General features: G+C 60.3%; 23 protein-coding genes and 5 tRNA genes. 25 read left to right on the forward strand and 3 right to left on the reverse strand.

Translation table 11 applies throughout. The features are described 5' to 3' along the window. Positions 1–26: 26 nt before the first annotated feature. Entirely contained in the window at positions 27–635 is a 609-nt protein-coding gene (locus tag JF535_RS06295; protein WP_066967290.1) for a MarC family protein, read from the forward strand. Positions 636–758: 123 nt separating this feature from the next. Here the strand turns inward: JF535_RS06295 and JF535_RS06300 are convergent, their stop codons facing one another. Beyond that, on the reverse strand, positions 759–905 hold the full coding sequence (locus tag JF535_RS06300) for a lmo0937 family membrane protein (RefSeq protein WP_153039253.1): 147 nt from the start codon (positions 903–905) through the stop codon (positions 759–761). A gap of 386 nt (positions 906–1,291) precedes the next feature. On the opposite strand from JF535_RS06300, the gene msrP reads away from it, so the two are divergent. After that, entirely contained in the window at positions 1,292–2,293 is a 1,002-nt protein-coding gene (msrP, locus tag JF535_RS06305; protein WP_207000452.1) for a protein-methionine-sulfoxide reductase catalytic subunit MsrP, read from the forward strand. Beyond that, positions 2,293–2,916 (forward strand): protein-methionine-sulfoxide reductase heme-binding subunit MsrQ, encoded by a 624-nt coding sequence (locus JF535_RS06310; protein ID WP_207000454.1) that lies wholly within the window; start codon positions 2,293–2,295, stop codon positions 2,914–2,916. Before msrP ends, JF535_RS06310 begins: the two co-directional genes overlap by 1 nt. Positions 2,917–2,961: 45 nt before the next feature. Here JF535_RS06310 and JF535_RS06315 read toward each other — a convergent pair whose 3' ends face one another. Continuing rightward, a complete protein-coding gene (locus JF535_RS06315) occupies positions 2,962–4,926 on the reverse strand; it encodes a PhoX family protein (protein ID WP_207000455.1) in 1,965 nt (654 codons plus the stop codon). Between the two features lie 261 nt (positions 4,927–5,187). Here JF535_RS06315 and JF535_RS06320 point away from each other — a divergent pair, with 261 nt between their 5' ends. From JF535_RS06320 to JF535_RS06330, 3 genes are all read left to right on the forward strand, one after another. Beyond that, positions 5,188–7,785, forward strand: a complete 2,598-nt coding sequence (locus tag JF535_RS06320; RefSeq protein ID WP_207000457.1) for a TonB-dependent receptor — start codon at positions 5,188–5,190, stop codon at positions 7,783–7,785. Between the two features lie 197 nt (positions 7,786–7,982). Continuing rightward, positions 7,983–9,914 (forward strand): phytase, encoded by a 1,932-nt coding sequence (locus JF535_RS06325; protein ID WP_207000459.1) that lies wholly within the window; start codon positions 7,983–7,985, stop codon positions 9,912–9,914. Between the two features lie 78 nt (positions 9,915–9,992). Continuing rightward, positions 9,993–10,907, forward strand: a complete 915-nt coding sequence (locus tag JF535_RS06330) for an aldo/keto reductase (protein WP_207000462.1) — start codon at positions 9,993–9,995, stop codon at positions 10,905–10,907. Positions 10,908–11,288: 381 nt separating this feature from the next. Here the strand turns inward: JF535_RS06330 and JF535_RS06335 are convergent, their stop codons facing one another. Continuing rightward, positions 11,289–12,245 (reverse strand): hypothetical protein, encoded by a 957-nt coding sequence (locus tag JF535_RS06335; RefSeq protein ID WP_207000464.1) that lies wholly within the window; start codon positions 12,243–12,245, stop codon positions 11,289–11,291. A gap of 410 nt (positions 12,246–12,655) precedes the next feature. Here JF535_RS06335 and JF535_RS06340 point away from each other — a divergent pair, with 410 nt between their 5' ends. The 19 genes from JF535_RS06340 to rplL all read left to right on the forward strand — a co-directional run bounded on the left by JF535_RS06340 (position 12,656) and on the right by rplL (position 25,781). Further along, the gene (locus JF535_RS06340) at positions 12,656–13,969 is read left to right on the forward strand and encodes an alpha/beta hydrolase (protein WP_242523737.1); all 1,314 of its coding nucleotides are present in this window, start codon (positions 12,656–12,658) and stop codon (positions 13,967–13,969) included. After that, the gene (locus JF535_RS06345; protein ID WP_207000467.1) at positions 13,966–14,715 is read left to right on the forward strand and encodes an ATP-binding cassette domain-containing protein; all 750 of its coding nucleotides are present in this window, start codon (positions 13,966–13,968) and stop codon (positions 14,713–14,715) included. The genes JF535_RS06340 and JF535_RS06345 overlap by 4 nt, the downstream gene beginning before the upstream one ends. Further along, positions 14,712–15,902 carry an ABC transporter permease gene (locus JF535_RS06350; RefSeq protein ID WP_207000469.1) on the forward strand — a complete coding sequence of 397 codons (1,191 nt, stop codon included), beginning with the start codon at positions 14,712–14,714 and terminating at the stop codon, positions 15,900–15,902. Before JF535_RS06345 ends, JF535_RS06350 begins: the two co-directional genes overlap by 4 nt. 13 nt (positions 15,903–15,915) lie before the next feature. Further along, positions 15,916–17,076, forward strand: coding sequence for an alanine racemase (alr, locus tag JF535_RS06355; RefSeq protein ID WP_207000471.1), 1,161 nt, complete (start codon positions 15,916–15,918; stop codon positions 17,074–17,076). A 12-nt stretch (positions 17,077–17,088) separates the two neighbouring features. Next, a complete protein-coding gene (gene birA / locus JF535_RS06360) occupies positions 17,089–18,102 on the forward strand; it encodes a bifunctional biotin--[acetyl-CoA-carboxylase] ligase/biotin operon repressor BirA (protein ID WP_207000473.1) in 1,014 nt (337 codons plus the stop codon). A gap of 12 nt (positions 18,103–18,114) precedes the next feature. Beyond that, entirely contained in the window at positions 18,115–18,885 is a 771-nt protein-coding gene (locus JF535_RS06365) for a type III pantothenate kinase (protein WP_207000476.1), read from the forward strand. Positions 18,886–19,136: 251 nt separating this feature from the next. Continuing rightward, positions 19,137–19,874: an SPOR domain-containing protein gene (locus JF535_RS06370; protein WP_207000478.1), complete on the forward strand. Its 738-nt coding sequence runs from the start codon at positions 19,137–19,139 to the stop codon at positions 19,872–19,874. A 147-nt stretch (positions 19,875–20,021) separates the two neighbouring features. Further along, positions 20,022–20,097: transfer RNA gene (locus tag JF535_RS06375), tRNA-Thr, on the forward strand. Between the two features lie 109 nt (positions 20,098–20,206). After that, positions 20,207–20,290, forward strand: a tRNA-Tyr gene (locus tag JF535_RS06380). An 81-nt stretch (positions 20,291–20,371) separates the two neighbouring features. Continuing rightward, positions 20,372–20,445: transfer RNA gene (locus JF535_RS06385), tRNA-Gly, on the forward strand. Between the two features lie 110 nt (positions 20,446–20,555). Then, positions 20,556–20,630 (forward strand) — tRNA-Thr (locus tag JF535_RS06390). Between the two features lie 161 nt (positions 20,631–20,791). Continuing rightward, the gene (gene tuf / locus JF535_RS06395) at positions 20,792–22,015 is read left to right on the forward strand and encodes an elongation factor Tu (protein WP_207000480.1); all 1,224 of its coding nucleotides are present in this window, start codon (positions 20,792–20,794) and stop codon (positions 22,013–22,015) included. Positions 22,016–22,140: 125 nt separating this feature from the next. Beyond that, positions 22,141–22,216 (forward strand) — tRNA-Trp (locus JF535_RS06400). Positions 22,217–22,331: 115 nt separating this feature from the next. Continuing rightward, entirely contained in the window at positions 22,332–22,700 is a 369-nt protein-coding gene (secE, locus tag JF535_RS06405) for a preprotein translocase subunit SecE (RefSeq protein ID WP_207000482.1), read from the forward strand. 10 nt (positions 22,701–22,710) lie between these two features. Then, positions 22,711–23,244 carry a transcription termination/antitermination protein NusG gene (nusG, locus tag JF535_RS06410; RefSeq protein WP_066967245.1) on the forward strand — a complete coding sequence of 178 codons (534 nt, stop codon included), beginning with the start codon at positions 22,711–22,713 and terminating at the stop codon, positions 23,242–23,244. Positions 23,245–23,410: 166 nt separating this feature from the next. Next, on the forward strand, positions 23,411–23,842 hold the full coding sequence (rplK, locus tag JF535_RS06415) for a 50S ribosomal protein L11 (RefSeq protein WP_207000484.1): 432 nt from the start codon (positions 23,411–23,413) through the stop codon (positions 23,840–23,842). Next, on the forward strand, positions 23,843–24,541 hold the full coding sequence (rplA, locus tag JF535_RS06420; RefSeq protein ID WP_207000486.1) for a 50S ribosomal protein L1: 699 nt from the start codon (positions 23,843–23,845) through the stop codon (positions 24,539–24,541). Positions 24,542–24,817: 276 nt separating this feature from the next. After that, the gene (gene rplJ, locus JF535_RS06425; protein ID WP_066967236.1) at positions 24,818–25,312 is read left to right on the forward strand and encodes a 50S ribosomal protein L10; all 495 of its coding nucleotides are present in this window, start codon (positions 24,818–24,820) and stop codon (positions 25,310–25,312) included. 97 nt (positions 25,313–25,409) lie between these two features. Then, positions 25,410–25,781, forward strand: coding sequence for a 50S ribosomal protein L7/L12 (rplL, locus tag JF535_RS06430; protein WP_207000488.1), 372 nt, complete (start codon positions 25,410–25,412; stop codon positions 25,779–25,781). Positions 25,782–25,837 lie beyond the last annotated feature (56 nt).

Genomic DNA, 25,837 nt, shown 5'->3' on the forward strand with positions numbered 1-25,837 from the left:
ACTAGCACGGGCTTACAGGTTACCCATTGAACGATTGGATCAGTAGCTTTGTCTTTTTCTTTGCGGTGATTGATCCGGTGGGCACCCTGCCGGTGTTCATTGCGGTAACCAGCCGCCACAGCGAATGGCAGCGGCGCAAGATTGCCTTTCTGGCGGTGATCGTTGCCACTGTGATTCTGATGCTATTCCTGCTGGCGGGGCAGTATCTGCTGGAAGCCATTGGGGTGCCGCTCTCCGCCTTCCAGGTGGCGGGCGGGATTGTGCTGTTCCTGTTCGCGCTCACCATGATCTTTGGCGAGGGCAAGCCCGAGCACGAGGTGGAGATTATTCGCGGCGGGCACGAGACCGCTATTTTCCCCCTCGCGGTGCCCTCGATCGCCTCCCCCGGCGCCATGCTGGCGGCGGTGGTGCTCACCGACAACCACCGGTTTGACCCGATTCACCAGGTGAATACCGCTACCGCCATGCTCGCGGTACTGGGGATCGTGCTGGCGCTACTGTTGACCGCCAACTGGATTCACCGCTGGATTGGCGATGCCGGTGCCAGCATCGTCAGCCGGGTCATGGGGCTGATTCTTGCTTCCGTAGCCACCACCAATGTGCTTGTAGGACTGCAGCAGTTTTTTATGACCTGACGGGGCATTTTCACTGCGCTTTTCGTGATTGGGTCGCGCCCGCGGGTTTCCGAGCGCGCATAAAAAAACGCCGGCAGTCCGGCGTTTTTCAGAGTTCCCCGGGTTCCGGGGTGCGGCATATCGCTATGGTCCGCGGCCCCGTACCAGGCGCACAATCAACAGTATTACCGCGATCACCAGCAATACGTGCAGAAAGCCACCCATGGTGTAAGAGCTCACGAGCCCTAGCAGCCAGAGCACGACGAGAATGACAATGATTGTCTCAAGCATGTTCGCTACCTCACTAGGCCAGTTGGGGGGTTGGCCATGTTGGGCCAGGGACCACTGCTTCACGAAGAAGTGGCGGTGGAGTTAAAACATTAGCCTGCGGATGCCGATCTCACCAAGAAAAATGTTCCCCATTACGATTGGCAATAATCGTGAACGAATCTATCTAGAATGGTTCTTACTGGAATGTTTCTACGGGAAAGATTCTTAATGGAAAGATTCTTAATGAAAAGATTCTTAGATCTGCTCATTTATGACTGGCCAGGCTGTGCTCGCGCCAGCGTGTCACGACGTGTGGAAAACCAAATGCCCCATGCGGCCGTAGCAAGTGTAAGTCTGGTCCGGTTTCCGCGACTATAAATGCTGTCCCCCCCGTCTGGAGAGAACACGTGCTGATCAAGTCACCCAAGTCGCACACACTGCGCGAAGCGCACATAACCCCTGAAACGGCGTATGTCTCCCGTCGCCGTGTCCTGGCCGGGCTGGGTGCCGGTATTGGCAGCCTGCTGCTGGCGCGACAAAGCCACGGCCTGGACCTGCTTGGCGGGAAGTCACGGCAGGCAGCACCGCGCAAGCCGCTGACGTTTACTGCGCACAAGCCGGCACCGGAGCTGATCCTGACGCCGGAACCCAAGGTCATTACCCACAACAATTTTTACGAGTTTGGCACCGGCAAAACAGACCCGGCGGAGAACAGCCAGCACCTGAAAACAGAACCCTGGACCCTGCGCGTCGAGGGTGAGGTGGAAAAGCCCGCCACCGTGGACGTGTGGAAACTGATGAATGAGATCGGGCTGGAAGAGCGCATCTATCGCATGCGCTGCGTCGAAGCCTGGTCCATGGTGATCCCCTGGGTGGGGTTCGAGTTGGGCAAGTTCCTGCAGCGGTTCGCGCCGACAAGCCGTGCCAGGTATGTGGCGTTTGAAACCCTGTACGATCCGGAACAGATGCCGGGCCAGCGCAACCGCTATGTGGGTGGCGGCGTGGATTATCCCTATGTTGAGGGCCTTCGCATGGACGAGGCGATGCACCCGCTGACGATTCTTTCTGTAGGGCTGTATGGCAAAACCCTGCCACCCCAGAATGGCGCGCCCATTCGTCTTGTGGTGCCGTGGAAATACGGTTTCAAGGGGATTAAATCGATCGTCAAAATCAAGCTGGTGGAACGCATGCCGCCCACCAGCTGGAACAAGCTGGCGCCGCAGGAATACGGCTTTTATGCCAATGTGAATCCTGCCGTGGACCACCCGCGCTGGTCCCAGGCCAGCGAGCGCTTTATTGGCCCTGGCGGCCTGTTTTCGGTGAAGCGCCAACCAACCCTGCCATTCAATGGCTACGGCGAAGAGGTCGCCGGCCTGTACTCGGGAATGAATCTGAAAAAGTTTTACTGATGAGCCGCTCTGTACCGGGCGCCAGCTGGCGCAAACCGCTGGCGACAACCTTACAGCTAGGCGTGCATCTCGGGGCACTGCTGCCCCTGTTATGGCTGTTCGTGGCGATCAATCAGGGGCGTCTCGGCGGCGACCCGGTGAAAGAACTGATTCATTACCTCGGCATGGGTGCCGTCCGTCTGTTGCTGCTTACCCTGCTGGTCTCTCCCCTGGCAAAGTCCCTGCACTTTGGCCAGTTAAACCGTCTGCGTCGGCCACTGGGGCTCTGGTGCTTCGCCTGGGCCACGCTGCATTTTCTTACCTGGCTGGTGCTGGATCTCGGTCTCGACTGGTCGCTGATCGGCGGTGAGCTGGTAAAGCGCACTTATATACTGCTGGGTTTTTCCGCCTGGCTGATGCTGCTGGCTTTGGCAATCACCTCGTTTCCCGCCTTGCTCAAAAAAATGGGGCGCAGCTGGAAGAAGTTGCACGGACTGCTGTATATCGTGGTACTGCTCGCCTGCTGGCATTTCTGGTGGTCGGTGAAAAGCGGCTGGATAGAGCCCGCGGTTTACCTTGGGCTGGCGATTATTTTATTGGCGTGGCGCAGAGATTCGGTCCGTCGATGGCTCAAGTCCTGGTGAGGCTGGCAGCCACTACCGCAAGACATTTCTACCCTGTACAACGATCTAACTACCCACGGTGCCGCCATCGGTACGACGGATGGCCAGTACCGATGGCCGTGGCGGCAACCGTGGGTCGTTGTCCGGCCAACGGTGCAGCGGGCTATCAAACGTGGAGTTGTCTGCGTCCGCCGGGTGCTGCACCGAAACAAACAGGGTGTTGCCGTCCGGGGTGAATTCCGGGCCGCACAGCTCCCCGCCCTCTGGGCAACCAAAGAAATGTTTGGGAGCCGCGCGCTGCTCTCCCTCGGTGGCCATCGCCCACAGTCCGTCGTGAAAGCCGAAGCGCTCGCAGCCATCGGTGGCAATCCACATATTGCCGCGCTGGTCAAAGGCCACATTGTCCGGATTGGCAAACCAGCCGTGGGGCGAAATCGTGCCGCGCTGCGACTGGCCGTAAGCGCCGCGCTCCGCCGGGTTTTCCGCATTGGGATTGCCGCCGAGTAAAAACGTATTCCAGCGAAAGGTGTCACTGACATGATCGCGCGCGCCGCTGCGGCCCGGCGGTACGATTTCCAGTACATGGCCCGCGGTATTGCGCGCGCGGGGGTTGGCCGCGTTGACGTCCTCCGGTTTGCGCTGCTTGTTTTTGGTCAGCATCACATAGGTGCAGTCGTTGACCGGATTGGTTTCCACATCCTCCGGGCGATCCATCGGCGTCGCCCCCAGCAGCTTTGCTGCGCGGCGGGCGTCCACCAGCACGTCTGCCTGGTTGTGAAATCCGTTCTCTCGGGTGAGCGGCCCCTGGCCATGTACCAGTGGTAACCAGCGTCCACTGCCGCCTTCGGAAAACTGCGCGGCGTACAGGGTGCCCTCGTGCAACAGGGTGCGGTTGTGTTGGTTGTCCCCCGGGCGGTAAATGCCGTGCGATACAAAGCGGTAGACGAATTGGTGTTCGTCGTCGTCGCCGCCGTAGGCGACAACCGGCTGTTCCGGCTTGCTCACCAGGGTGAAACCCTCGTGCTCGAAGCGCCCGAGGGCGGTGAGCTTGCGTGGCGCGGATTGCGGGTAGTAAGGGTCGTATTCCACCATCCAGCCAAAGCGGTTGGGTTCGTTGGGCTCCACGGTGATGTCGAAGCGCTGATCGTAATCCCCCCAGTTGCGGTTGCCCGGTGAAATGCCAAAGGCATGGTGATTGCGCGCTTCGGTTTCATCCGCCACATTGTCCGGATCCCCCTGAAACGCGCCGCCAAAACCCTCCTCCGCAATCAGTACCGTGCCCCAGGGTGTCTTGCCGCCGGCGCAGTTGCCCACGGTGCCCGATACCTGTGTACCGCTGGGGTCGCCGCCGGTCTGCAGCCGACGGTCGCCGGCAGCGGGACCGACGATCGTCATCGGCGTAGTGAGCGACAGGCGGCGGTTGTAGGGGCTGCCCGGAATCGGTTGCCAGCCGTGACCGGTTTTTTCCACTTCCACAACCGTGTGCCCGCACGCCTGCTGCTCGATGGCCACATGCTCGTCACGGGTGCCGCGATGGGCGCTGTCTTCGCTATAGCCACTGAACATCAGGTGCGGCTGGGTGTATTCGTGATTGACGCACAGCAGGCCGCGCTCGCTGTTGCGGCTCAGGCAGTGTTTGTCGCCCTCGCCGGGGCCGGCGTTTTCGGCCAGGGGCATAAAGGCGATGAAGTCGTTGTTGTAGCCAAAGCGGCGCGCCTGTTCCCGAGCGTTCAATTTCTCCGGAATAAAATCGCCGCCAAATGCATCCAGCGGATCCCCCCAGCTCAACACCCGCTCGGCAACGTAGCCCTGTGGTACGTGGTGGGTGAAATCGAGGCGGTGGGGTATTTCGGCGAAGCGCAGGTTATCTTGCGCGCCTGACGCGGATTTTCGTGTGCATCCGGGCAACAGTGTGGCACCGGCGGTGGCCGCGGTGACTGCGCCGATGGCTTTGAACAGGGTGCGTCGTTCGGGGCTGCATGGTGATTGCGGCGATTGTGGTGAACGATCGGATGGTTTGTGGTCTGTCATAAGCATTCACCAATTATTCATTGTTGTAAGCGGCCTGCCTCGGGTGTCTGGGCGGTAGGCCGTTGCCCATCAAGACTAGCGCGGCAATGTGACAAATTTAAAAAAAGCGTAACGCGAACTTCATATCCCAAGACTAGCCTGCGTCCACATAAACAGGTCGGGCGTGGCGTTAGATTTATCTCCGCGATCCATCGGTCGGCCAATAGCGTTTGCCAGCAAAACCACAGCTCACACAGCACTGCTCAAAGGGAATGGGGATTTATGATGAAGTCAGGATTCAGCTTGAAAATGATGGCGCCGCTTGCCGCCGCAATCATCAGCGTCAATAGCGTGGCGCAACAACCGTCGGAACAGAACAGCGAGGCAATGGAGACCATCGAGGTCACGGCCCAGGCGGCCAATGCCCGCAGTGATATTCAGCGCCAGCGGGCATCCAATAAAGTGGTGGCGGTGCAAACCTCCGAGGCCATCGGCGAATTGCCCGACGCCAACGTGACCGAAGCCCTGCAGCGCATGCCCGGTGTGTTTATTGCCCGCGACCAGGGCGAGGGCCGCTTCGTCGGCGTGCGCGGTATCGATCCCAACCTGAATGCCGCCACCATCAATGGAGTGAGCCTGCCGGCACCGGAAACCGACAGTCGCGCGGTGGCCCTGGATGTGATTCCGTCCGATCTGCTGGCCAGTCTGGAGGTATTCAAAACCCTGACCCCGGACATGAGCGCTGATTCCATCGGCGGCGCCATCGAGATCAAGAGTATTAATGGTCTGGATCACGACGGCCAGACCTATAAAGTAAGCGTGGAAAACGGCTACGGCGAACTGCAGGGTGAGAACAGCCCGAAACTCGCCGCTACCTACACCAACCAATTCTCGCTCGCTGGCCGCACCCTGGGTGTCGCCGTTGCGGCGTCCCACCAGCAGCGCAACTTCGGTTCGGAAAATATCGAAACCGACGGTGTCTGGGAGCAATACACGGCACTTGATGGCAGCGTCGGTGTCACCGCTGCGGAGATCGAGCAGCGCGACTACACCGTAACCCGCGAGCGTACCGGCCTGGCGGCGAATTTCGACCTGGAGCTTGTCGACGGCAGCCAACTCTATTTGCACACCCTGTACTCGGATTTTGCCGATGATGAAGAGCGCCAGCGCAATTCCTTCAAGCTGGACGAGGAAAACGACAGCCCGGACACTGTTTCTGCGAGTGGCGTGATCTGGTCCGACGCAGCGCTGGAAAAAGAGTTGAAAGATCGCTTCGAGGAACAGCAGGTCCTGTCAGTAGTGGCCGGTGGTTCCCACGATCTGCGCAGCTGGGGTGTGGAATACGCACTGGGTTTCTCTCGCGCGGAAGAGGCCGAGCCTGATCGTCGCGACACCACATTCGTGCAGGAGGGGCTAGAGCTGGGCTACACCCGCGCGGGCAAGATCCCGAAGATGTTTGCCGCCGATGCCCGCGCAATGGATGCCGCCAGCTATGCGCTGGACGAGCTGGTCGTCGAAAATAACTTTACCGACGACGAGGAGGTCAGCGCCCGTATCGACTTCCGCCGCGACATCGATGTGGCGGGCTACCCGTCTGAACTGAAATTTGGTGTGCACGAGCGTCGTCGGGAAAAAACCGGCGACCTGAATGCCACCGTATACGATGGCTTCGGCGGCGACTTCACCCTCGCCGATTTTGCCAATGGCGGGATTGACTACGGCCTGGGTGATTTTGGCCCGGGGGTGGACAAGGGCGCACTGAATGCCTTTATCAATGCCAATCTGGACCGCTTCGACATCGATCAAACCAGCACCGCGCTGGACTCGGCGCGCGATTACGTGATGCATGAAGATATCTCCGCGCTCTACCTGATGAACGATATTGATTTCGGCCGCACTAACCTGACCTACGGTATGCGCTACGAGGCCACGGATTTCACTGCAGAAGGCTACCGCGTGGCGGAGTCGGGCGAGGCGATTCCGGACTCGGAAGAAATCGCCGACGACGTGTATGTCTCAGCGGTGTCCTACCAGCGCGACTACCGCAACCTGTTCCCGAGCGTGAACGTCAAGTACGACTACAGCGACAACATCGTGCTGCGTGCGGCCTACACCGAATCCCTGTCTCGCCCGTCGTTCGGCGACCTGAATCCGTCGGCCGCCGAGATTGAATACGACGAGGGAGAACTGGAGGTGGCCGCAGGCAACCCGGCGCTGGATCCCTACGAAGCGCGCAACTTCGATGTGTCCTTCGAGTACTACACCGACGCCCTGGGTATCTTCTCCCTGGGGGCTTTCCACAAGCAGATCGACAACTTCGTGGTGACCGCGGACGTGGCCAGCACCGCCGACTACAGCCTGTATGTGGGCAGCCTGCCAGTGCAAGAGGCGGAAATCTTCCAGCCGATCAACGGCGACAACGCCACCCTGAGTGGTGCCGAGCTGGCCTGGACCCGCGGTTTCGACAATGGCTTGCTGCTGCGCGCCAACGCCACCGTGACGGACTCGGAAGCGGACCTGGGCCTGGGTGCAGACGCCGGGCGCGGCAACAAGATTTCCCTGCCGTCCCAGGCCGATCTGGTGGCCAATGTTGTTGTCGGCTACGAGCGCGATGCCCTGAGCCTGCGCCTGTCCACCGCCTACAAGGGCGAGCGACTGCTGGAGGTAGACCTGGAAGACGACGCGTTTGACCTCTACGAAGACTCACACATGCAGCTGGATTTTTCTGCCAGATACCGTTTCGAAAATGGCATGCAAATGTTCTTTAGCGGGGTGAACCTGACCGACGAGCCGTTCTATGCCAATCGCCGTGGCTACAACGGCCAGTACGAAACCTACGGCCCGGCGTACGTGCTGGGCGTAACTTACGCGTCTTTCTGAGTACGGACCGGGCGCGCAAACGATTCAGGAAAAAAGTAGGAGCGGATGGCCTGGCGCCGGTGGCGACCCAGGCTTTCTGCTATTTTTTAAAGAGGATTCATCGGCCATCGGTGTACCACTTTGCTGACCCGAGAGGCGTTTTTTTGCTCCCGTGTGCCGGCCGAGTGACAACAGACCAGTCAAAGAACGAACCTACTATGACGTATAAAACTTTTTTGTATGGCGCGCTGGTGTCGTCCCTTGTGGGGCTGCTGAGCGCCTGTGGCCCGCAGATCGAGCAGGCGGCTGCCCCCAAACCCATCACCCCGCAGAATGCACTGGCGCTGCAGGATGTGGTCTCCAGCCAGCTGGCGCCGTTGCAGTTGGGCGGTGGCGATTATCTGCTGCTGGCCAGCGAGAAGCGCGGCCTGGTTCTGGTCGATGCCAGCGGTCGCGAGCGGCTTGCGCTGGACGGCGGCACGGTGGAGCGTTTTGCCCTGCAGCAGCTGGCGCAGGACAACTGGCTGATTGCGGTCTACGACGAAGACAATGGTGAGCTGCAATTGCGCCTGCTGGACCTGGAAGAGGGCAGCCCGCGCATCCGTTACCTGGCGGCCATGGCAACCAGTGCGCCGCAGGAGGCCCTGTGCTTTTCCCGACAGGCGAACCGTACTCATCTGTTCGCCATCGATGAAAGTGGCCTCGGCCACGAGTATGTGGTGCACCCCCGTGAGCAGGCGTGGCAGTTCACCGAGGTGCGGCCACTGTATTTTGGTGAACAGGTGTCGTCCTGCGTGGTCGACGATCGCAGTGGCAAGCTGCTTGTGGCCCAGCCACCGCTGGGCATCTGGAGCCTGAATGCCGATGCGGAAATGGATGAGGCGCGGGAAGTCTTTGTGGCTGCCAGTGCACTGCCCGGGGCAAGCTTCGGCGGTTTATGGCTGGATGCCCGCAGCAACAATCTGTGGTTGACGGCGGATGACAAGGTCCTGGCATTCAACATCCATGCGCCGGAGCAGGGGCCGCAGTTTGTCGAGACCCTGGCCGAGATCAAACCTGTATCCGCCGCGGTGCAGCAGGGCGCCCTGCTGGCACTGGAAGAAGAGAGCGACCGCGTGCACCGCTTTGCGGTGACGCTACCGGAGCCCGCCGCCGAGCTGCAGGCATTCCGCGGCCCGCTGGAAATCCCGCGGGTGCGTGCCAGCGCGCAGACCGCACCGGTGTCCTCCGGTGGCGACGCCGCGGACGACCCGGCGATCTGGGTCAATCCGGTCAATCCGTCCGCGAGCCTGATTCTCGGCACGGACAAGAAAAGCGGTCTCAATGTGTATGACCTGAACGGCAAACTGCTGGAGCACTTCGCCGTGGGCCGGGTCAACAATGTGGACCTGCGCCCGATGCAGCACGGCAAGTTTGTCGCCATTGCCGCCGCCACCAATCGCACGGACCCCGGTGTCAGCCTGTTCGGTATCAGCGCCGCCGGTGAGGTGGAGTACCTCGGCCTGCGGAATCTGGCCATGGAAGATCCCTATGGCCTGTGCGTGTACCGCAAGGGCGCGGACCTGATGGCCTGGGTGTCGGACAAAGAGGGCGCGGTGCAGCTGCTGCAGATTGTGCCTGGTGCCGGCAATGTGGACTGGAGCCTGCGGCAACTGGCGACCCTGGAGGTCGAAAGCCAGGTGGAAGGCTGTGTGGTGGATGACGAAATGCAGCTGCTGTTCTTCGGCGAGGAAGACGGCGGCATCTGGCGCCTGGATATTGCTGCCTTCCTCGGCGGCGAAGCCGGGCCGCAACTGATTGCCGCGGTGGACGGCGAACGCCTGGCGGCGGATGTGGAAGGTATGGGCTTCTACCACGCCGGTGACAAAAGTTACCTGGTGGTATCGAGCCAGGGCAATAACAGCTATGCGCTGTTCAGTCGCGATGGTAGCCAGTTTGTGGGGCACTTCAGGGTGGACATCAATCTGGACAAGAGCCTGGACGGCAGCTCGGAAACCGACGGCCTGGAAGTGTCCAGCGCGGCGCTGGGCAGTCAGTATCCGCAGGGCCTGCTGGTGGTGCAGGACGGTCGCAACCGTATGCCCAGCCAGTCGCAGAACTTCAAGCTGGTGTCCTGGGCCGACATTGCCGAGACACTGAACCTGCCGTAAGCCTGTTGCGGGGAGGAGCACCGGACTCCCCGGCCGTGCGAGAATCCGCTGGTATCGTTTGAACCAGCGGATTTTTTTATGCAACGCATCACTTCCTCGCTCGCCCCCGAACTGTCGCTTTCGCGCATTGCCTTTGGCCTGTGGCGATTGACCGACTGGGGCTACACCCCCGCCGAACGCCTGTCGCTGTTCGAGCAGATGCTGGACCTGGGTGTGACGACCTTTGATCTCGCAGACATTTATGGCGATTACCGCTGTGAGCAGTTTTTTGGCGAGGCCCTGAAGCTGAAGCCGCAGCTGCGCGAGCGTATGGAGATCGTCAGCAAGTGCAGTATTCGCCTTGCCGGTGAAGCGTCGGGTGCGCGCATCAATCACTACGATACCGATGCGAGTCACGTGCGCGCAGCAGTGGAAACCAGTCTGCGCGATATGGGTGTGGAGCAGATGGATTTGTTGCTGCTGCACCGCCCGGATCCGTTGATGGATGCGGATAAACTCGCGGCGGTTCTCGAAAAGCTGGTGCAGGAGGGCAAGGTAAAACACCTCGCGGTCTCCAATTTCCTCCCGCAGCAGTTTGACCTGCTGCAGTCGCGCCTGTCTCTGCCGCTGGTGGCGAACCAGATCGAAGTTTCCCTGCTGCACTCTGTGCCCATGTTCGACGGACAACTGGATCATTGCCAGCAGCACCGGGTGGTTCCCATGGCGTGGTCGCCGTTTGCCGGTGGTCGCTTGTTCACCGGCAACGACGAGGATGCGTTGCGGGTGCAGGCGGAATTGCGTCGTGTGTGTGAGTCTCACGGGCTGGCCCCCGAAGTGGGCGCTATGCAATTGGCATTGGCGTGGCTGTTGAAGCACCCTTCAAAGATGGTTCCGGTTCTGGGGAGTGGTAATCCCGAGCGGTTGGTTGCTGCACTGGCGGCGCTGGAAATGGAATTGGATCGGGAGGTGTGGTTTGAATTGTTACGCGCTGGTCGCGGGCGGGATGTGGATTAAACGACCCGCAGGTATCGTTCTTTAGCTGGTTAGTTGGCGGCGCTGCCACCGGGGATCGATTCGCGAGACACGCCGTGAACCCATCCCTGGGGGCTCTTCTAAAACATCCCTGTTTTAGAAGGTCTCGCGAATCGATCCCCGGCGTCAGCACCTTCGCGGAAAATCTTCACTTCGATTCTGTTGTGGCATGAACAATTGCTTACGAAGTAGCGGGGGTAGAGGAGAAGCGGGAGTGCTGGGTATGTGTTTTTGAAAGCGTCGGCGACAGGGACGTCGCCGACGCAGCGTACAGGGATGTATCCACAGCGGTTTCAAAAACACATACCCAGTGCTCCGGCGCCAGATTGCTGTGAACAGAGCGCCGTAAAACCGTGGAGGTGGTTATCCGGCGTAGGCGTTCTCAGGCACCAGATCGTAATTCACGTCGCCAAGGTCAAACTGCTCAAGCGGTGCCAGTTGCATGGGGACGCGGTAGCAGCGCAGTACGTCGCCGTTGCGGCAATCCATCACTTCGAGGTCTTCCCCGGCAATGCTGTGCAGCAGGCGGTCGAATTCGGTGACCGCCGAGGCGATGACCGATTTGTATTCGAGCTCATCCCCCAGCTTGATGTAGCGGGCGTCGCCGTCAGCGGTCTCAATGCGCAGCCAACCGGGGCCGCGCTCTGCGCCGGCAACACCCAGTACCAGCGCACCCTGCTGATCCTGGCACAGGGGTGTCAGGTCGTGCACGCACGGCTCTGGGGTCACCTCGTTGCCAACCCACACCCAGCCCGGCAGGCCAATACGGGTCAGGTGCCACTCGGAGAGCCATACCGTCTGGTCGTCGTCCACCCGGAACTCGCTGTACTCCTTCTGCCCGCCGCGGCTGGCGAGATTTACATTCGCATCCGGATTTTCCTTGCGGAAAATGTGCAGCTGCTGGGTCATTTCGTAATTCACTTCCCAGTGCTTGCACAGCCGCCACTGCATCGGGTAATCCCCCCATTCCACCAGGTACTCCTCGCGCTCGCGAATTGTCTCCGCAACGCGCCAGAAGGCACCATCGATCAGGATGCAGGTATCGCCCGGCTTGCTGCCGGGGGCGATGATACTGTGTTCGGGGGAGGCCTCGGAGGCATTGACCACGTGCTCACTGCGGCCCTCGATCACCTCGTACCAGGGAAAGCCGTGGCGCAGGGGCGGGGGGAAGGCGAGGGGAGGACGGCCGGCCAGCAGGCGGCGGAACAGCACCGACTTTTCAATTTCCAGGTCGGACAGGGTGTAGCCTTCCTTCTGGGTGATCTGTCCCCAGGCAAAAGCGGCCCGTACCAGTTGTTTTTCTCTATCTGAAAAGCTCATGCGGTGGTGTGTAGTCATTATTCAAAAGCGCAGCGACCGCAAACCTTACCACTGCGCGGCACCCTGCGCCATCGCAATCCCGCGGCAGGCGGCACGAGGGCTAGAGCGGTGGCGCAAAAAGTTCGGTAGACTGCCGGGGACTGATGATAAATCTCAGGAGTAGATTCGTGGAAGTAAGGAAACATCCCGGCGGCTCGCGCTGCCGCCGAGTGGCCGCCGTGCTGGCCCTGTCTCTGGGGGCGAGCAGCGCATGGCTTGCACAGGCACAGCCCGCTCAACCCTCATCGCCCCAACCCCTATCGCCTCAAGCCCTATCGCCTCAAGCCCTATCGCCTCAGGCGCAATCTGATGCGGCCGACACCGGTGTGCCGGCGTCGCGGCCCTGCTATCTAGACGGCTGGTCAGAGTCTTTGCGCTGTTATCAGGTCCCGGTTGCGGGTGATGCCGAGCTCTCGGTGATGGTGGCCCCGGCGGTCAGCGGTGGCCAGCGTGAGCCCCTGTACATGCTCGCAGGGGGCCCTGGGCAGGCGGCCAGTCAGTTGGCAAAGCTGCTGAACCCCCTGCGCAAGCTCAATCGTGAGCGGGATATTGTGTTCGTAGATCGCCGGGGTGCTGGCTATTCCAACCCGTTCGACTGCGGTATGGACGAAGATATGCCAGTGCAGCTGCAGGACTTTGTCGAGCAGCTGGCCAGCTGTTACCAGGCGCACCCGGAGCGTCCCAAAACCCTCAACAGCCGTCAAACAGTGGAAGACCTGGAAGCGGTGCGCAAGGTGCTGAAGCACCGCCGCATCTCCCTGTGGGGCGGTTCCTGGGGTACGCGCACCGCGCTGTTGTATCAGCAGTGGTATCCGGAGTCTCTACAGAGCCTGGTGCTGGATGGTGTGGCTCCCATCGACACCAAAGTATTCCTGACCGCGCAGGCGGCAGAGGCATCGCTGCAGCAACTGGTGGAGGCCTGTGCGGTCGATCCGGTCTGCGCCAATTTCGGTGACTGGCGCGGCGAGCTCGACGCGTTGCTCACGCAGTGGACGCCAGAGCAGGCCGCGCGCTTCCCGGATCCGTTTACCGGGGTTCCGGGCGAGGAGCCCGTCGAGGCCTGGATGCTGGCCAGCGCGGTGCGCACAGCACTGTACGATCCCGGGGCGGCTGCGCAGTTACCTTTTGCGGTACATGAAGCGCGCCGCGGCAATCTGTTGCCGTTGTCGGGTATCTTTGGCCTGTTTGCCCAGCTCGAAGGCAGCATGTCTATGGGGCTCACGTTCTCGGTTGCCTGTGCGGAGGAGATGCACCGGGTGTCTGCGGATGAGATTGCCTCAGACAGTGCCGGGACCTTTATCGGTGAGGCCTTCGTGCGCACCTTTATTGAGGGCTGCAGGCGCTGGCCGGTGGCGCCGCGCCCCTATGCCGAACCCGAGCCGCGGGATCACCCGGTGCTGCTGATTTCTGGCAGCGCCGACCCGATCACGCCGCCCGTCTATGCCGATACCCAGCTGGGCTACCTGCCGCACACGCAGCATCTGGTGGTTGCCGGGGGAGGGCATATCAACTCGGCGCGCGGCTGTATTCCAGACCTGATCCGCACCTTTCTCGATACACCGGACACCGCACTGGATGCATCCTGTGTGGCGGACATCGAGCGGCCGCCGTTTATGGCCGCCGCTTACGGGCCGGACATTGCCCGGCCGGCGCGCGTGGTGGAGCAAGGAGGAGAAGAGCAGTGATCCGAGTAGAAAATGTGTGTAAGTCCTTCGCCGGCAAGCCGGTGTTGCAGTCACTGAGTTTTGATGTGCCAGATGGCAAAATTACTGCGCTGCTGGGCGCAAACGGCGCCGGTAAAACCAGTTGCCTGCGCATCATCTGTGGTCTGCTGCAGGCCGAGTCCGGTCGCGTTCTGGTGGGGGGGATTGATCCCGCCGTGGACCCGCAGGCGGCGCGGCGTCAGCTCGGCGTTGTGGGCGACCGCGAGGGGTTGTACGAACGCCTCACAGTGGCGGAATACCTGAAGATTTTTTCACAGATGCAGGGGCTGACAGGGGCTAACCTGCAGGACGCCCTGGCTTCGGTGCGCGAGGAGCTGGAGCTGGATGCGCTGTGGGATCGCCGCATGGGCGGCTTTTCCCAGGGGGAGCGCATGAAGGTCTCCCTTGCCCGCGCCCTGGTGCACCGTCCACCACACCTGATACTGGATGAGCCCACTCGCGGGCTGGATGTGCTGGCGGTGCGGCTGCTGCGCAAGACCCTGCTGCGGCTGCGGGCGGCCGGCACCACGATCCTGTTTTCCAGCCACGTGATGCCAGAAGTGGCCGAGCTGTCGGATACGGTACTGGTCATGTCGGCGGGGCGCATCGTCGGCTGCGGTACACCGGAGGCGCTTGGCCGCACCACCGGGTGTGAATCACTGGAAGATAGTTTTGTCGCCCTGGCCTATGGCCGACAGCCGGCGCAACCGGAGGTGGAGCCCGCATGAATTACACTTCGTTGATGACAAACCTGGGGCAGATGTTGCCCCTGTTGAAAAAAGAGTTTCTGGAAGCCTGGCGCGATCGGCGTGCGCTGTTGACCGCGGTGAGCTTTTCTCTGCTGTTTCCGGTGATGCTGGCCGGCGGGACAGTGATGGTGGTCAAGAAGCAGACCGAACAAACTGCCCGTGTCGCCCTGATCGGTGCCGCGGAGGCACCGCTACTGGCAGAAAAACTGGACTCGCCGTTGCTGGAAGTGGAGCAGCGTGTCGAGGGGGAACCGACGGCATTGCTGGAGCAGGGTTTTGATCTGGTACTGGTGGTGCCGGAAGATTTTGCCCGGCGTTATCAGGATTTCCGTGCCCCGCGGCTTTACCTGTATACAGACAGCTCGGACACTGGCGCCAGGCGCGCCGAGCGCCTGGTGCAGGAGCGTCTGGCGGCCATGCAGCAGCTGGTGGTGAACCAGCGGCTGGCCGCGCGCGGTGTGGCGCCGCAACTGCTGGCCCCGTGGCAGCTGGAAATGCGCGACGTGAGCACGCCGTCTATGCGTGGTGCGCTGATTCTTGCCACGGTGCCGGGCCTGCTGATTCTGACGCTATTTGTGGCCAGCCTGGCCACCTCCGTAGACACCTCCGCCGGTGAGCGGGAGCGGCTCAGCCTGGAGACCCTACTGGTGCAGCCGCTGCCCGCATGGCAGGTGATCACGGCGAAGATGCTGGCGGTGGCCAGTCTCGGCTGGCTCGGTTCGCTGCTGGCGGTCACGGCGCTGGTGCTGTTGATGCCGTTCATGCCGCTGGCGGAACTTGGTATGCAGCAGGCCACTACGCTGGGTGGTGTGATCACCATGGGGCTGGTATTGCTGCCGCTGGCACTGCTGGTGGCAGTGCTGCAGATTCTGTTGGCGCTACGCTCGCAGTCGTTCAAAGACGCGCAGACGCAGCTCAGTATTTTCCAGATAGCGCCCCTGGCGTTACTGATCATGATCGATGCCGCGCAGATCGAGCTGGCCGATAGCTGGCAGCTGCTGCCGCTGATCGGCCAGCAGCAGTGGCTCAAGGGCTTGCTGGTCGGGACCGCGGTATCGCCTGCATGGATGCTCGCCGGGTCACTGGTTACCTTCGTGCTGGTCGTCGCCGCGGTGATGTTCGGCGCCCGCGCGCTGCGCCGTGAAACCCTGTTTTCTGCGGCATGAAGATGTGAAACCCATGGACGAGAGTGACTGCCAAGTGACCCGCGAAGCGAGTGAAGGTCTGCTGATCATCGATTGCGCTGCGCTGGTGCACAACTATCGAGTGTTGCGCCGGCGCCTGCGGGCTGGCAGTCGCTGTGGTGCGGTGGTCAAGGCGGATGCCTACGGCCTTGGTGTCGCCAGGGTGGTACCGGCGCTCTACGCTGCAGGATGCCGGGATTTTTTCGTTGCCACACTGGCCGAGGGGGAGGCTGTGCGGCCTCTGCTGCCTGAGGATGCGCGTATTGTGTTGCTGACCGGGGTGCGCCCCGGCTTTGAGCACGCCTGTGCTGAATCCGGGCTCGTGCCTGTGCTGGTGACCACCGCGCAGCTGCAGTCCTGGGTGGAGGCTACAGCGCGCGATGGCGTGGCGGCGCCCTGTGCGCTCAAACTGGATTCCGGTATGACCCGGCTGGGCATGGAACCCGCTGAATTTCGCCAGTTACTGCAACAGCCATCGTTGTTGCAGTCGGCGAACGTCCAGCTGTTTCTCAGTCATCTGGCCTGCGCGGATGACCCTCACCATCTGCAGAACTCGCAGCAGTTGCAGCGCTTTAGTGACGCCTGCGTCGCACTGCGCAAGGTATGTCCGCAGGTGGAAACCAGCTTCGCGAACTCTTCCGGGATTTATCTCGGTGAGCCCTACCATTTCGATGTGGCGCGACCGGGTGCGGCCCTGTACGGCGTCAATCCTACCCCGGACCAGCCCAACCCAATGCGCGCGGTGGTGCGGCTCCGCCTGCCGGTATTGCAGGTGCGACAGGTCGAGCGCGATTGCGCCGTAGGCTATGGCGCCACCCAGCAGGCTCGCGCCGGCAGTTGGCTGGCGGTGGTCCGCGGCGGTTATGCCGATGGTGTTTTGCGTACCCAGAGCGGGCGCGGGCGTGGCGCGGCGGTGATCGGCGGCGCGACCAGTGAGCCGGAACAGCGCGTGGTGGTGCCAATGATCGGTCGGGTCTCCATGGATAGCTGTGTGTTTGATATCAGCGCGTTGAGTGAGCAGCAGCGCGGGCGGCTGCAGGCCATCGAGTTGCTCAATGATGAGCTCACGGTCGACCACATGGGGGCCGCTGCCGGCACCATCGGCTACGAAATTCTAACCAGCCTCGGCCATCGCTACGGTCGTTGCTACCTGTGAAAGGTATCGGTTTTGCCTGAGTACAAATCGGCAGAAAGCAAAGCACTGGCACAGTTGCGTCCGCTGCTCCTGTTGCTGGCGGACGGCGCAGTCCATTCCGGTGAATCGCTCGGTGAGCGCCTGGGGGTGAGTCGCGCAGCCGTGTGGAAGCAGCTGCAGAAGCTGGAGCAGCTGGGGGTGGAAGTATCCTCTGAGAAAGGGCGTGGTTATCAACTGCCCGGTGGTCTCGACCTGCTGGATGCGGATGCCATCGGCTTGGGGTTGTCGGATCAGGCGCGCATGCTGATCGGCGACCTGGACTTGTATGACCTCGTTGACTCGACAAATGCGCGCACGCTGGAGGCGCTCGAAGCTGGCCGCGGCCATGGCAAGGTGGTGCTGGCGGAGCAGCAGAGTGCCGGGCGCGGGCGCCGCGGGCGGCATTGGGCCAGTCCATTTGCCAGTGGTGTGAGCCTCTCCGTCGGTTGGCAGTTCAACGGTGGGGTGCCGTTGCTGGAGGGTTTGAGCCTTGCGGTTGGCGTCGCACTGGCGCGGGCGCTGGCGCGCTTTGATGTGCCCGAAGTGCGCCTCAAGTGGCCCAATGACGTGTGGTGTCGCGGGCGCAAGCTGGCCGGTGTTCTGCTGGAGTTGAGCGGTGACCTCACGGATCGCTGTGCGGTGGTGGTGGGAATTGGCCTGAATATGCGGCTGCCGGCGTCCGCGGCAGAAACCATTGAGCAGCCCTGGATTGACCTGGAAGCCGTGCGGCCCGGTATCTCACGCAATGCGCTGGTGGCGGCAATGTTGAATGAACTGCTGCCGATGCTGGATGCGTACCCCGAGTCGGGGTTCTCCCGCTGGCGTGACGCGTGGCTGGCGCTGGACCAGTTTGCCGGTGCCGAGGTGTGCCTGCAGTCCGCCCGGCAGCGCTGGTGTGGTGTCGCGCGTGGGGTGGACGCGAGTGGCGCCCTGTTACTCGACATTGATGGCGAGCAACAGGCCTTTCATGGTGGTGAAGTGTCCCTGCGTCCGGCCAGTGGCCACTGAGTGGATGGGCAAATGAATATCCTCGAACTGGATCAGGGCAATACGCGCGCCAAGTGGCGATTGATTACCGACGCTGGTCAGGATGCCATCAGGGTCATCGAGCGCGGTGTGCTGGGGCCCGGCAAGTGGTGGCTGGCGGAAACTCTGCCCGCCGCGTGGCGGATGCATGCGCCGCAGCGGGTGCGGGCGGCCAATGTGGCTGGCGCGGCTGTAGCGGAGGCGATCTGCGCGCGTCTCCATGGCGTGCTGGGTCTGGATGTGGCATTCGCTCGCGTGCGTGCCGAGTGCGGCGGTGTGCGTTGCGCCTACCGGGACACTTCCCGGCTCGGTGTGGACCGCTGGCTGGCGGTACTCGCCGCGTTTCGCCGCGACCCGTCACCGGCCCTGGTGGTGGATTGCGGCAGCGCGGTGACCCTCGATCTGCTGGGCGCAGGTGGCGAACACCTGGGGGGCTACATTGTCCCGGGGCTCGGTTTGATGCGGCGGGCGCTCTACGCTGATACCGATGCGGTGAAAGTGGCGCCGCCGGCGAATGTGATTACGTCACTGGCGCCGGGGTGTGACACGGCCGAGGCGGTCAACCACGGTTTGCCATTGATGGTGCTCGGGGCCGTGGAGCGCGCCTATGACGACCTTGCCCACCGCTGTGCGGAGGAGGGGAGTGCTGCGCCGCGCTTGCTGTTCTGTGGGGGCGACGGGGGTGCGCTTGCCCGCTGGTGTGATCGCCCGAATGTGGTGGTTGAAGACCTGGTCATGGAGGGGTTGGCGCTTACCAACCCGTAGCGGTAATGCTCCCCGGTTGCCGCAATGGTGTTCAGTCAAGCCTTTTGGTGGCGTTGCCGCACCCGGCATCGTCACCTTCGCCCGTGGCTGTGTTAGGTGAACACCACACCCTGCTTGCCGGAGTTTTTGCCTGTGGTGTGCGCCGGTAGCCGTCAGGGAATGGTGGCGATTGGCTAGAATGCCCGTTATTTTGCCGAGGGGTGCGATGTCGCGCCCCTGTTAACTGTCTGTTTCAGTGGCTCAGAGAGATTATGCGTTGGACTTTTATTTTATTGGTACTGGCTAACATCGGGCTCCTGGCCTGGTTTATGTCGAGTGGCGACCCTGCTCCGGTGCGGGTTGCCCCCGCCGCTCAGGACGAGCGTGCCGCCAGTATCACATTGCTGAGCGAAGCGGATCCCGCATCGCTGGTCGACGCCGACGAAGCGCCAGCGTCGCCGGAAGTTTCCGAGCCGCCCCCGCCCTCCAATGAAACGGCTTCCGCGACCGGCGGGTTGTGTACGCTGGTGGGCCCCTTTGAGCTCGCCTACCAGGGAGAAGACGTGGCGCAGCGCCTGCAGGCACTGCAACTTGAGGCGTCCCTGGAAGAAATAGAGATGCAGGGGCAAATGCGCTACTGGGTTTTCCTTGCGCCGTTAAACTCATCGCAGGAGGCGTTTCGCAAGTTGCGGGAATTGCAGGCGGCGGGGATCGACAGCTATGTGATCCCCAAGGGGTCCCTGGAGAATGGGATATCCTTTGGTATCTTCTCCGAGATCGAGCGTGCCGAGTCGCTCAAGAAAGATTTGAATCGGCGCGGATTTGCCGCCGAGTTTCGCGAGGAGCCACAAACCTACCTCGAGCGCTGGGTGGTTCTCGGCGTCTCGGATGGCGGGCGCCTGGAGGATGCGGTGGCGGAGGGTTTCTGGGATCAGTTACAGCGGGATTACCCCGATGTCGAGCGCCGCCAGAACCTGTGCAGCGAGATTCGTCGCGGTTCTGAAGAGTAATTTGCTGGCGGAATTCACGGGGGTGAAGAAAAGCGACAATCCCCTGTTGCGTGTCGCGGGCACTTCCCCTAGAATCCCGCCTCCACTTAAGGGGGAGGTCAACAACCCCGGGTGGCGTTGCTGTCTTTACGGGTGGCAATGTGGGGCGCTGGCGTAGCTCAGTTGGTAGAGCAGCTGACTTGTAATCAGCCGGTCGGGGGTTCGACTCCTCTCGCCAGCTCCATTCTTTCTCGTCTCATGTGCTTTTGAAGAGTTTCAGGTAAGTATGTGAATTTGAAAGAAAAAATGTTGACATCGAAGAGGTTGCTGTAGAAAATACGCACCGCTTTCGAGCAGGGGTTCCCGAGTGGCCAAAGGGATCAGACTGTAAATCTGACGCGCAAGCTTCGGTGGTTCGAATCCACCCCCCTGCACCATTATTCAGATGCCTGTGTGCTGGCATCGAAGGTAGAAGAAGTTGTTTGATCTTCTATCGTGGAGGTTTTCGCACGCGGTTCGCGGGCATAGTTCAATGGTAGAACCTCAGCCTTCCAAGCTGATGATGCGGGTTCGATTCCCGCTGCCCGCTCCATTCGCATGTGTGGAGCCCGGTTAGTTTGGTAGGAAGTCATTCGGCCCTGGGTTGAGTGCAAAGCAGGCGGCCCCGCCTGCGTCGGCAGCAAGCTGCTGGCACTGGAGTAAGCTCATGTAGCTCAGGGGTAGAGCACACCCTTGGTAAGGGTGAGGTCGGCGGTTCAAATCCGCCCATGAGCTCCATTATTCGTAGCCGCGGTGACCTGTGTCTCCGCGGTTATTTGTATCCGGCTTTTTTGCCTTTGGGCGGGTCTGGGTGCATTGGTTCCCGGGCAGGTTCCTGGCGGGAGCTGTTCTTGGGTAAAGTCGCTAGTTCGGCTCACGCTTATATTGGGAGGCCCGCAATGGGAAAAGAAAAGTTTGAACGTTCCAAGCCCCACGTAAACGTGGGCACCATCGGTCACGTTGACCACGGTAAAACCACCCTGACCGCTGCGCTGACTCGCGTATGTTCTGAAGTATGGGGCGGCGCTGCCGTTGCCTTCGACGGTATCGACAACGCTCCGGAAGAGCGTGAGCGTGGTATCACCATCGCGACCTCTCACGTGGAATACGAGTCCCCGACCCGTCACTACGCGCACGTAGACTGCCCGGGACACGCCGACTACGTGAAGAACATGATCACCGGTGCTGCTCAGATGGACGGCGCTATCCTGGTATGTGGCGCGACCGACGGTCCTATGCCGCAGACTCGCGAGCACATCCTGCTGTCTCGCCAGGTAGGTGTACCGTACATCGTGGTGTTCCTGAACAAGGCTGACCTGCTGGCAGAAGACTGTGGCGGCGTAGGCTCTGAAGAATACACCGAGATGCTGGAACTGGTTGAAATGGAGCTGCGCGAGCTGCTCGACCAGTACGAGTTCCCGGGTGACGACACTCCGATCATCGCTGGTTCTGCCCTGATGGCCCTGAACGGCGAAGACGACAACGAACTGGGTACCTCTGCGGTTAAGAAGCTGGTAGAGACCCTGGACGAGTACATCCCGGAGCCGGAGCGTGCAATCGATCAGCCGTTCCTGATGCCGATCGAAGACGTATTCTCCATCTCTGGTCGCGGTACCGTAGTAACCGGTCGTGTAGAGCGTGGCATCATCAATACTGGCGACGAAATCGAAATCGTTGGTATCAAAGAGACCACCAAGACCACCTGTACCGGTGTTGAAATGTTCCGCAAGCTGCTGGACGAAGGCCGTGCTGGTGAGAACATCGGTGCGCTGCTGCGTGGCACCAAGCGTGACGAAGTTGAGCGTGGTCAGGTTCTGGCGAAGCCGGGCTCCATCACCCCGCACACCAAGTTCGAAGGTGAGGTGTACATCCTGTCCAAGGACGAAGGTGGTCGTCACACCCCGTTCTTCAAAGGCTACCGTCCGCAGTTCTACTTCCGTACCACCGACGTAACCGGTGCGGTTGAGCTGCCAGAAGGTACTGAAATGGTAATGCCGGGCGACAACATTCAGATGTCTGTGACTCTGATCTGCCCGATCGCCATGGAAGAAGGTCTGCGCTTCGCGATCCGTGAAGGTGGCCGTACCGTTGGTGCTGGCGTTGTAGCCAAGATCATCGAGTAATCGCTGAATCGAGTGTGGCTGCTGGTGCGAATCAGTAGTCACGCTTGCAAACGCTGGGGTCGGTGGTATCATCCGCCCCTCGTTTTTTCCGGTACTGACATGTATGTCACGTATCCGGGTGTTTCAGGCCAGTAGTTCAATTGGTAGAGCACCGGTCTCCAAAACCGGCTGTTGGGGGTTCGAGTCCCTCCTGGCCTGCCAACTTTCAGATGCCCGCAAGGGGCCTGCAGTTGGGCTATCCTGTACTGCTGTCGCTCTTTGTGGTCGTTGGCAATAAAGGCGCCTCGCAGTTTTGGCGCGCTAAAGGCTTCTTTGTATGAACGCTAAAGTAGAGGCGAAAACCTTTCGTCTTGATGGCCTCAAGTGGCTACTGGTAGTGCTGTTGGTTGGCGCTGCCGTTGCCGGCAATTCCTACTACGCCGAATTCCCCCTGCTGTATCGTGTGCTGGCAATTGTTGTGCTCTGCCTGGCGGCAGTGTTTGTTGCGGTACAGACCGAGAAGGGCAATGCGCTCTGGACTCTGGTGCGGGAAGCGCAGAATGAAGTGCGCCGGGTGGTATGGCCAACCCGTCAGGAGGCAACCCAGACCACCCTGATCGTAGTGGTGTTCGTGCTGCTTATGGCAGTCATTCTCTGGGCGTTGGATTCCGGTCTCGGCTGGATTGCTTCCAAGATCATTGGCTAAAGGTTAATCCATGGCAAAGCATTGGTATGTAGTTCAGGCCTACTCCGGCTATGAGAAGCGTGTGAAAAACACTCTCAAGGAGCGCATTGAGCTGCACGAAATGGACCACCTCTTTGGTGAGGTGTTGGTTCCCACCGAAGAAGTGGTGGAAATGCGTGCCGGCCAGAAGCGCAAGAGTGAGCGCAAGTTCTTCCCCGGTTACGTGCTGGTGGAAATGGAGCTGAATGATGACACCTGGCACCTGGTGAAAGAGACGCCGCGTGTGCTGGGCTTTATCGGCGGCAAGGCGGACAAGCCGGCGCCGATTACCGATCGCGAAGCTCAGGCTATCCTGAATCGCATCGATGACTCTGTCGATAAGCCCAAGCCCAAGACGCTGTTTGAGCCGGGCGAGATGGTGCGTGTTATCGACGGTCCGTTTAATGATTTCAACGGTGTGGTCGAAGAGGTCAACTACGAAAAGAGCCGTCTGCGTGTGGCGGTGTTGATCTTCGGTCGTTCTACACCGGTAGAGCTTGAGTTCGGCCAGGTAGAAAAGAGCTGAGTTCGAGCTGAAAGGATTCGGCCCTCTTTCACTGATTGTGGAAGGGGGCTTTCGCGTCCCTGAAAACCAGGTTGTGTGTTTTTCGGGCAAACAGGGGAGCTGAGCGTTGCACGTTTGTATGAGTGTACAGCGCAGGCGTTAGCACCCAGTTAAAGAGGAAGCTGTAATGGCTAAGAAAATCGAAGCTTACATCAAGCTGCAAGTAAAGGCCGGTCAGGCCAACCCGAGTCCCCCCGTTGGTCCTGCCCTGGGTCAGCACGGCGTGAACATCATGGAGTTCTGTAAGGCGTTCAACGCACAGACTCAAAACCTGGAGCCGGGCCTGCCGGTGCCGGTTGTGATCTCTGTATACAGCGATCGCTCGTTCACCTTCATCATGAAGTCTCCGCCCGCCGCGGTTCTGCTGCGCAAGGCTGCCAAGATCAAGAGCGGTTCCGGCCGCCCGAACACTGAGAAGGTCGGAAAAGTGACCCGTGCTCAGATCGAAGAGATCGTGGAAATGAAAAAGGCAGACCTGACTGCGTCCGATATGGAAGCAGCCGTGCGCACTATCGCTGGTTCCGCACGCAGTGCCGGTATCGAAGTGGAGGGTGTGTAAGTGGCTAAATTGACCAAGCGTCAGCGCGCGATCGCTGAAAAAATTGAATCTGGCAAGGCGTACGGCATTGAAGAAGCCGTTTCCCTGCTGAAAGAGTTCTCCAACGTCAAGTTTGCGGAAACTGTTGATGCTGCCATCAACCTGGGCATCGACCCGCGCAAATCCGACCAGGCTGTACGTGGTGCAACCACCCTGCCGCACGGTACCGGTAAAGAAGTACGCGTTGCCGTATTTACCCAGGGTGCCAATGCCGACGCCGCTAAAGAAGCGGGCGCCGACCTGGTGGGTATGGACGAACTGGCTGCTGAAGTGAAAGCAGGCAAAATGGACTTCGACGTGGTTGTGGCTTCTCCGGACGCCATGCGCGTTGTTGGCCAGCTGGGCCAGATCCTGGGCCCGCGCGGCCTGATGCCGAACCCGAAAACCGGCACCGTAACTCCTGATGTTGCGACTGCGGTTAAGAATGCCAAGGCTGGTCAGGTGCGTTTCCGCGCTGACAAAGGCGGCATCATTCACGGCGGTATCGGCAAGGTTGCCTTCGACGCAAACCTGCTGAAAGAAAACCTGGAAGCACTGGTTGCTGACCTGAAAAAGGCCAAGCCGGCTTCCGCGAAAGGCGTGTATCTGAAGAAGATCACCCTGAGCACTACCATGGGCCCGGGTCTGACCATCGACCAGGCTTCTCTGGACGTTAAGTAACTTTCCCGGAAAGTTACCGCGTTCAGTAAAAAGAACTTTGGGGTTCGCCACTTTGCTTGCAGGGTGGCGGGTCGTCAAAGACCGTAGGTGCGGAGTGTGTTTGAGGTTTAAATGCACCCCGCTTAATCCGCTCTCTGGCCAGGCCGGCCACTGAAGAGAGCGAGCCTACGCAGACGGTGTGCCCAAACCAGTATTTTTACTGGATTTGAGCTTTAAGCACCGGAACGGATCGGGTTCATGATGTCCCGATCTTTTTTCAAATCCAGGAGTGACACTATGGCTATTGGACTCGTAGACAAGAAAGCGATTGTCGCGGAAGTCCAGCAGGCTGCTGAGGGTGCTCTGTCTGCGGTTGTTGCGGATTCCCGTGGCGTAACCGTGAATGACATGACTACTCTGCGCAAAGAGGCTCGCGAGAACGGCGTTTGGTTGAAAGTCGTCCGCAATACTCTGGCGCGTCGCGCTCTGGCCGGTACCGAATTCGAATGTCTCATCGAGAAATTCGTCGGTCCCAGCATTATTGCCTTTTCCAACGAACATCCGGGTGCCGGCGCGCGCATCCTGAAAGAGTTCGCCAAGGGCAATGACAAGCTGGAGCTGAAAGGTGCCGCCTTCGAAGGCGTAGCGACTGACGTTGCACTGTTGGCAAGCCTGCCGACGTACGACGAAGCTATCGCCAAGCTGATGAGCGTTATGAAAGAAGCCTCTGCTGGCAAACTGGTTCGCACTATTGCGGCCGTTCGCGACCAAAAAGAGCAGGAAGCTGCGTAATCATTTCGCGAGAGCGAAACGACAGTTTTCATTTAACTCTTTTTTACATATGAATTTATGGGCAGTTTTCTGCTCACACGAAATCAGGTACTAACTCATGTCTCTGACTAAAGAAGATATCATCAATGCGATCGCTGAAATGTCCGTTAAGGACGTTGTTGAGCTGATCGAAGCTATGGAAGAGAAGTTCGGCGTAACTGCGGCTGCTGCTGTTGTTGCTGGCGGTGCTGCTGGTGGCGAAGCTGCTGCTGAAGCAAAAGACGAATTCGACGTAATTCTGACCTCTGCTGGCGACAAGAAAGTGAACGTGATCAAAGCTGTTCGCGGTCTCACCGGTCTGGGCCTGAAAGAAGCCAAAGCTCTGGTAGACGGCGCTCCGAGCCCGCTGAAAGAAGGCGTGTCCAAGGACGACGCCGAAGCAGCGAAGAAAGAGCTGGAAGAAGCTGGCGCTACCGTAGAACTGAAGTAATTCGGTTCTACACACCACCGTCAGTGGCTGCGTAATCAACCACTGACGGCAAGGCT

This window comes from Microbulbifer salipaludis, assembly GCF_017303155.1.
GTDB lineage: Bacteria > Pseudomonadota > Gammaproteobacteria > Pseudomonadales > Cellvibrionaceae > Microbulbifer > Microbulbifer salipaludis.

Coding starts and splice junctions, on each gene's coding strand:
- JF535_RS06300 (WP_153039253.1), bottom strand. CDS start 905: ATGCTTGAGACAATCATTGTCATTCTCGTCGTGCTCTGGCTGCTAGGG.
- rplL (WP_207000488.1), top strand. CDS start 25,410: ATGTCTCTGACTAAAGAAGATATCATCAATGCGATCGCTGAAATGTCC.
- tuf (WP_207000480.1), top strand. CDS start 20,792: ATGGGAAAAGAAAAGTTTGAACGTTCCAAGCCCCACGTAAACGTGGGC.
- rplJ (WP_066967236.1), top strand. CDS start 24,818: ATGGCTATTGGACTCGTAGACAAGAAAGCGATTGTCGCGGAAGTCCAG.
- JF535_RS06330 (WP_207000462.1), top strand. CDS start 9,993: ATGCAACGCATCACTTCCTCGCTCGCCCCCGAACTGTCGCTTTCGCGC.
- JF535_RS06365 (WP_207000476.1), top strand. CDS start 18,115: ATGAATATCCTCGAACTGGATCAGGGCAATACGCGCGCCAAGTGGCGA.
- rplK (WP_207000484.1), top strand. CDS start 23,411: ATGGCTAAGAAAATCGAAGCTTACATCAAGCTGCAAGTAAAGGCCGGT.
- JF535_RS06325 (WP_207000459.1), top strand. CDS start 7,983: ATGACGTATAAAACTTTTTTGTATGGCGCGCTGGTGTCGTCCCTTGTG.
- JF535_RS06370 (WP_207000478.1), top strand. CDS start 19,137: ATGCGTTGGACTTTTATTTTATTGGTACTGGCTAACATCGGGCTCCTG.
- JF535_RS06315 (WP_207000455.1), bottom strand. CDS start 4,926: ATGACAGACCACAAACCATCCGATCGTTCACCACAATCGCCGCAATCA.
- JF535_RS06350 (WP_207000469.1), top strand. CDS start 14,712: ATGAATTACACTTCGTTGATGACAAACCTGGGGCAGATGTTGCCCCTG.
- JF535_RS06335 (WP_207000464.1), bottom strand. CDS start 12,245: ATGAGCTTTTCAGATAGAGAAAAACAACTGGTACGGGCCGCTTTTGCC.
- JF535_RS06310 (WP_207000454.1), top strand. CDS start 2,293: ATGAGCCGCTCTGTACCGGGCGCCAGCTGGCGCAAACCGCTGGCGACA.
- alr (WP_207000471.1), top strand. CDS start 15,916: ATGGACGAGAGTGACTGCCAAGTGACCCGCGAAGCGAGTGAAGGTCTG.
- JF535_RS06320 (WP_207000457.1), top strand. CDS start 5,188: ATGATGAAGTCAGGATTCAGCTTGAAAATGATGGCGCCGCTTGCCGCC.
- nusG (WP_066967245.1), top strand. CDS start 22,711: ATGGCAAAGCATTGGTATGTAGTTCAGGCCTACTCCGGCTATGAGAAG.
- secE (WP_207000482.1), top strand. CDS start 22,332: ATGAACGCTAAAGTAGAGGCGAAAACCTTTCGTCTTGATGGCCTCAAG.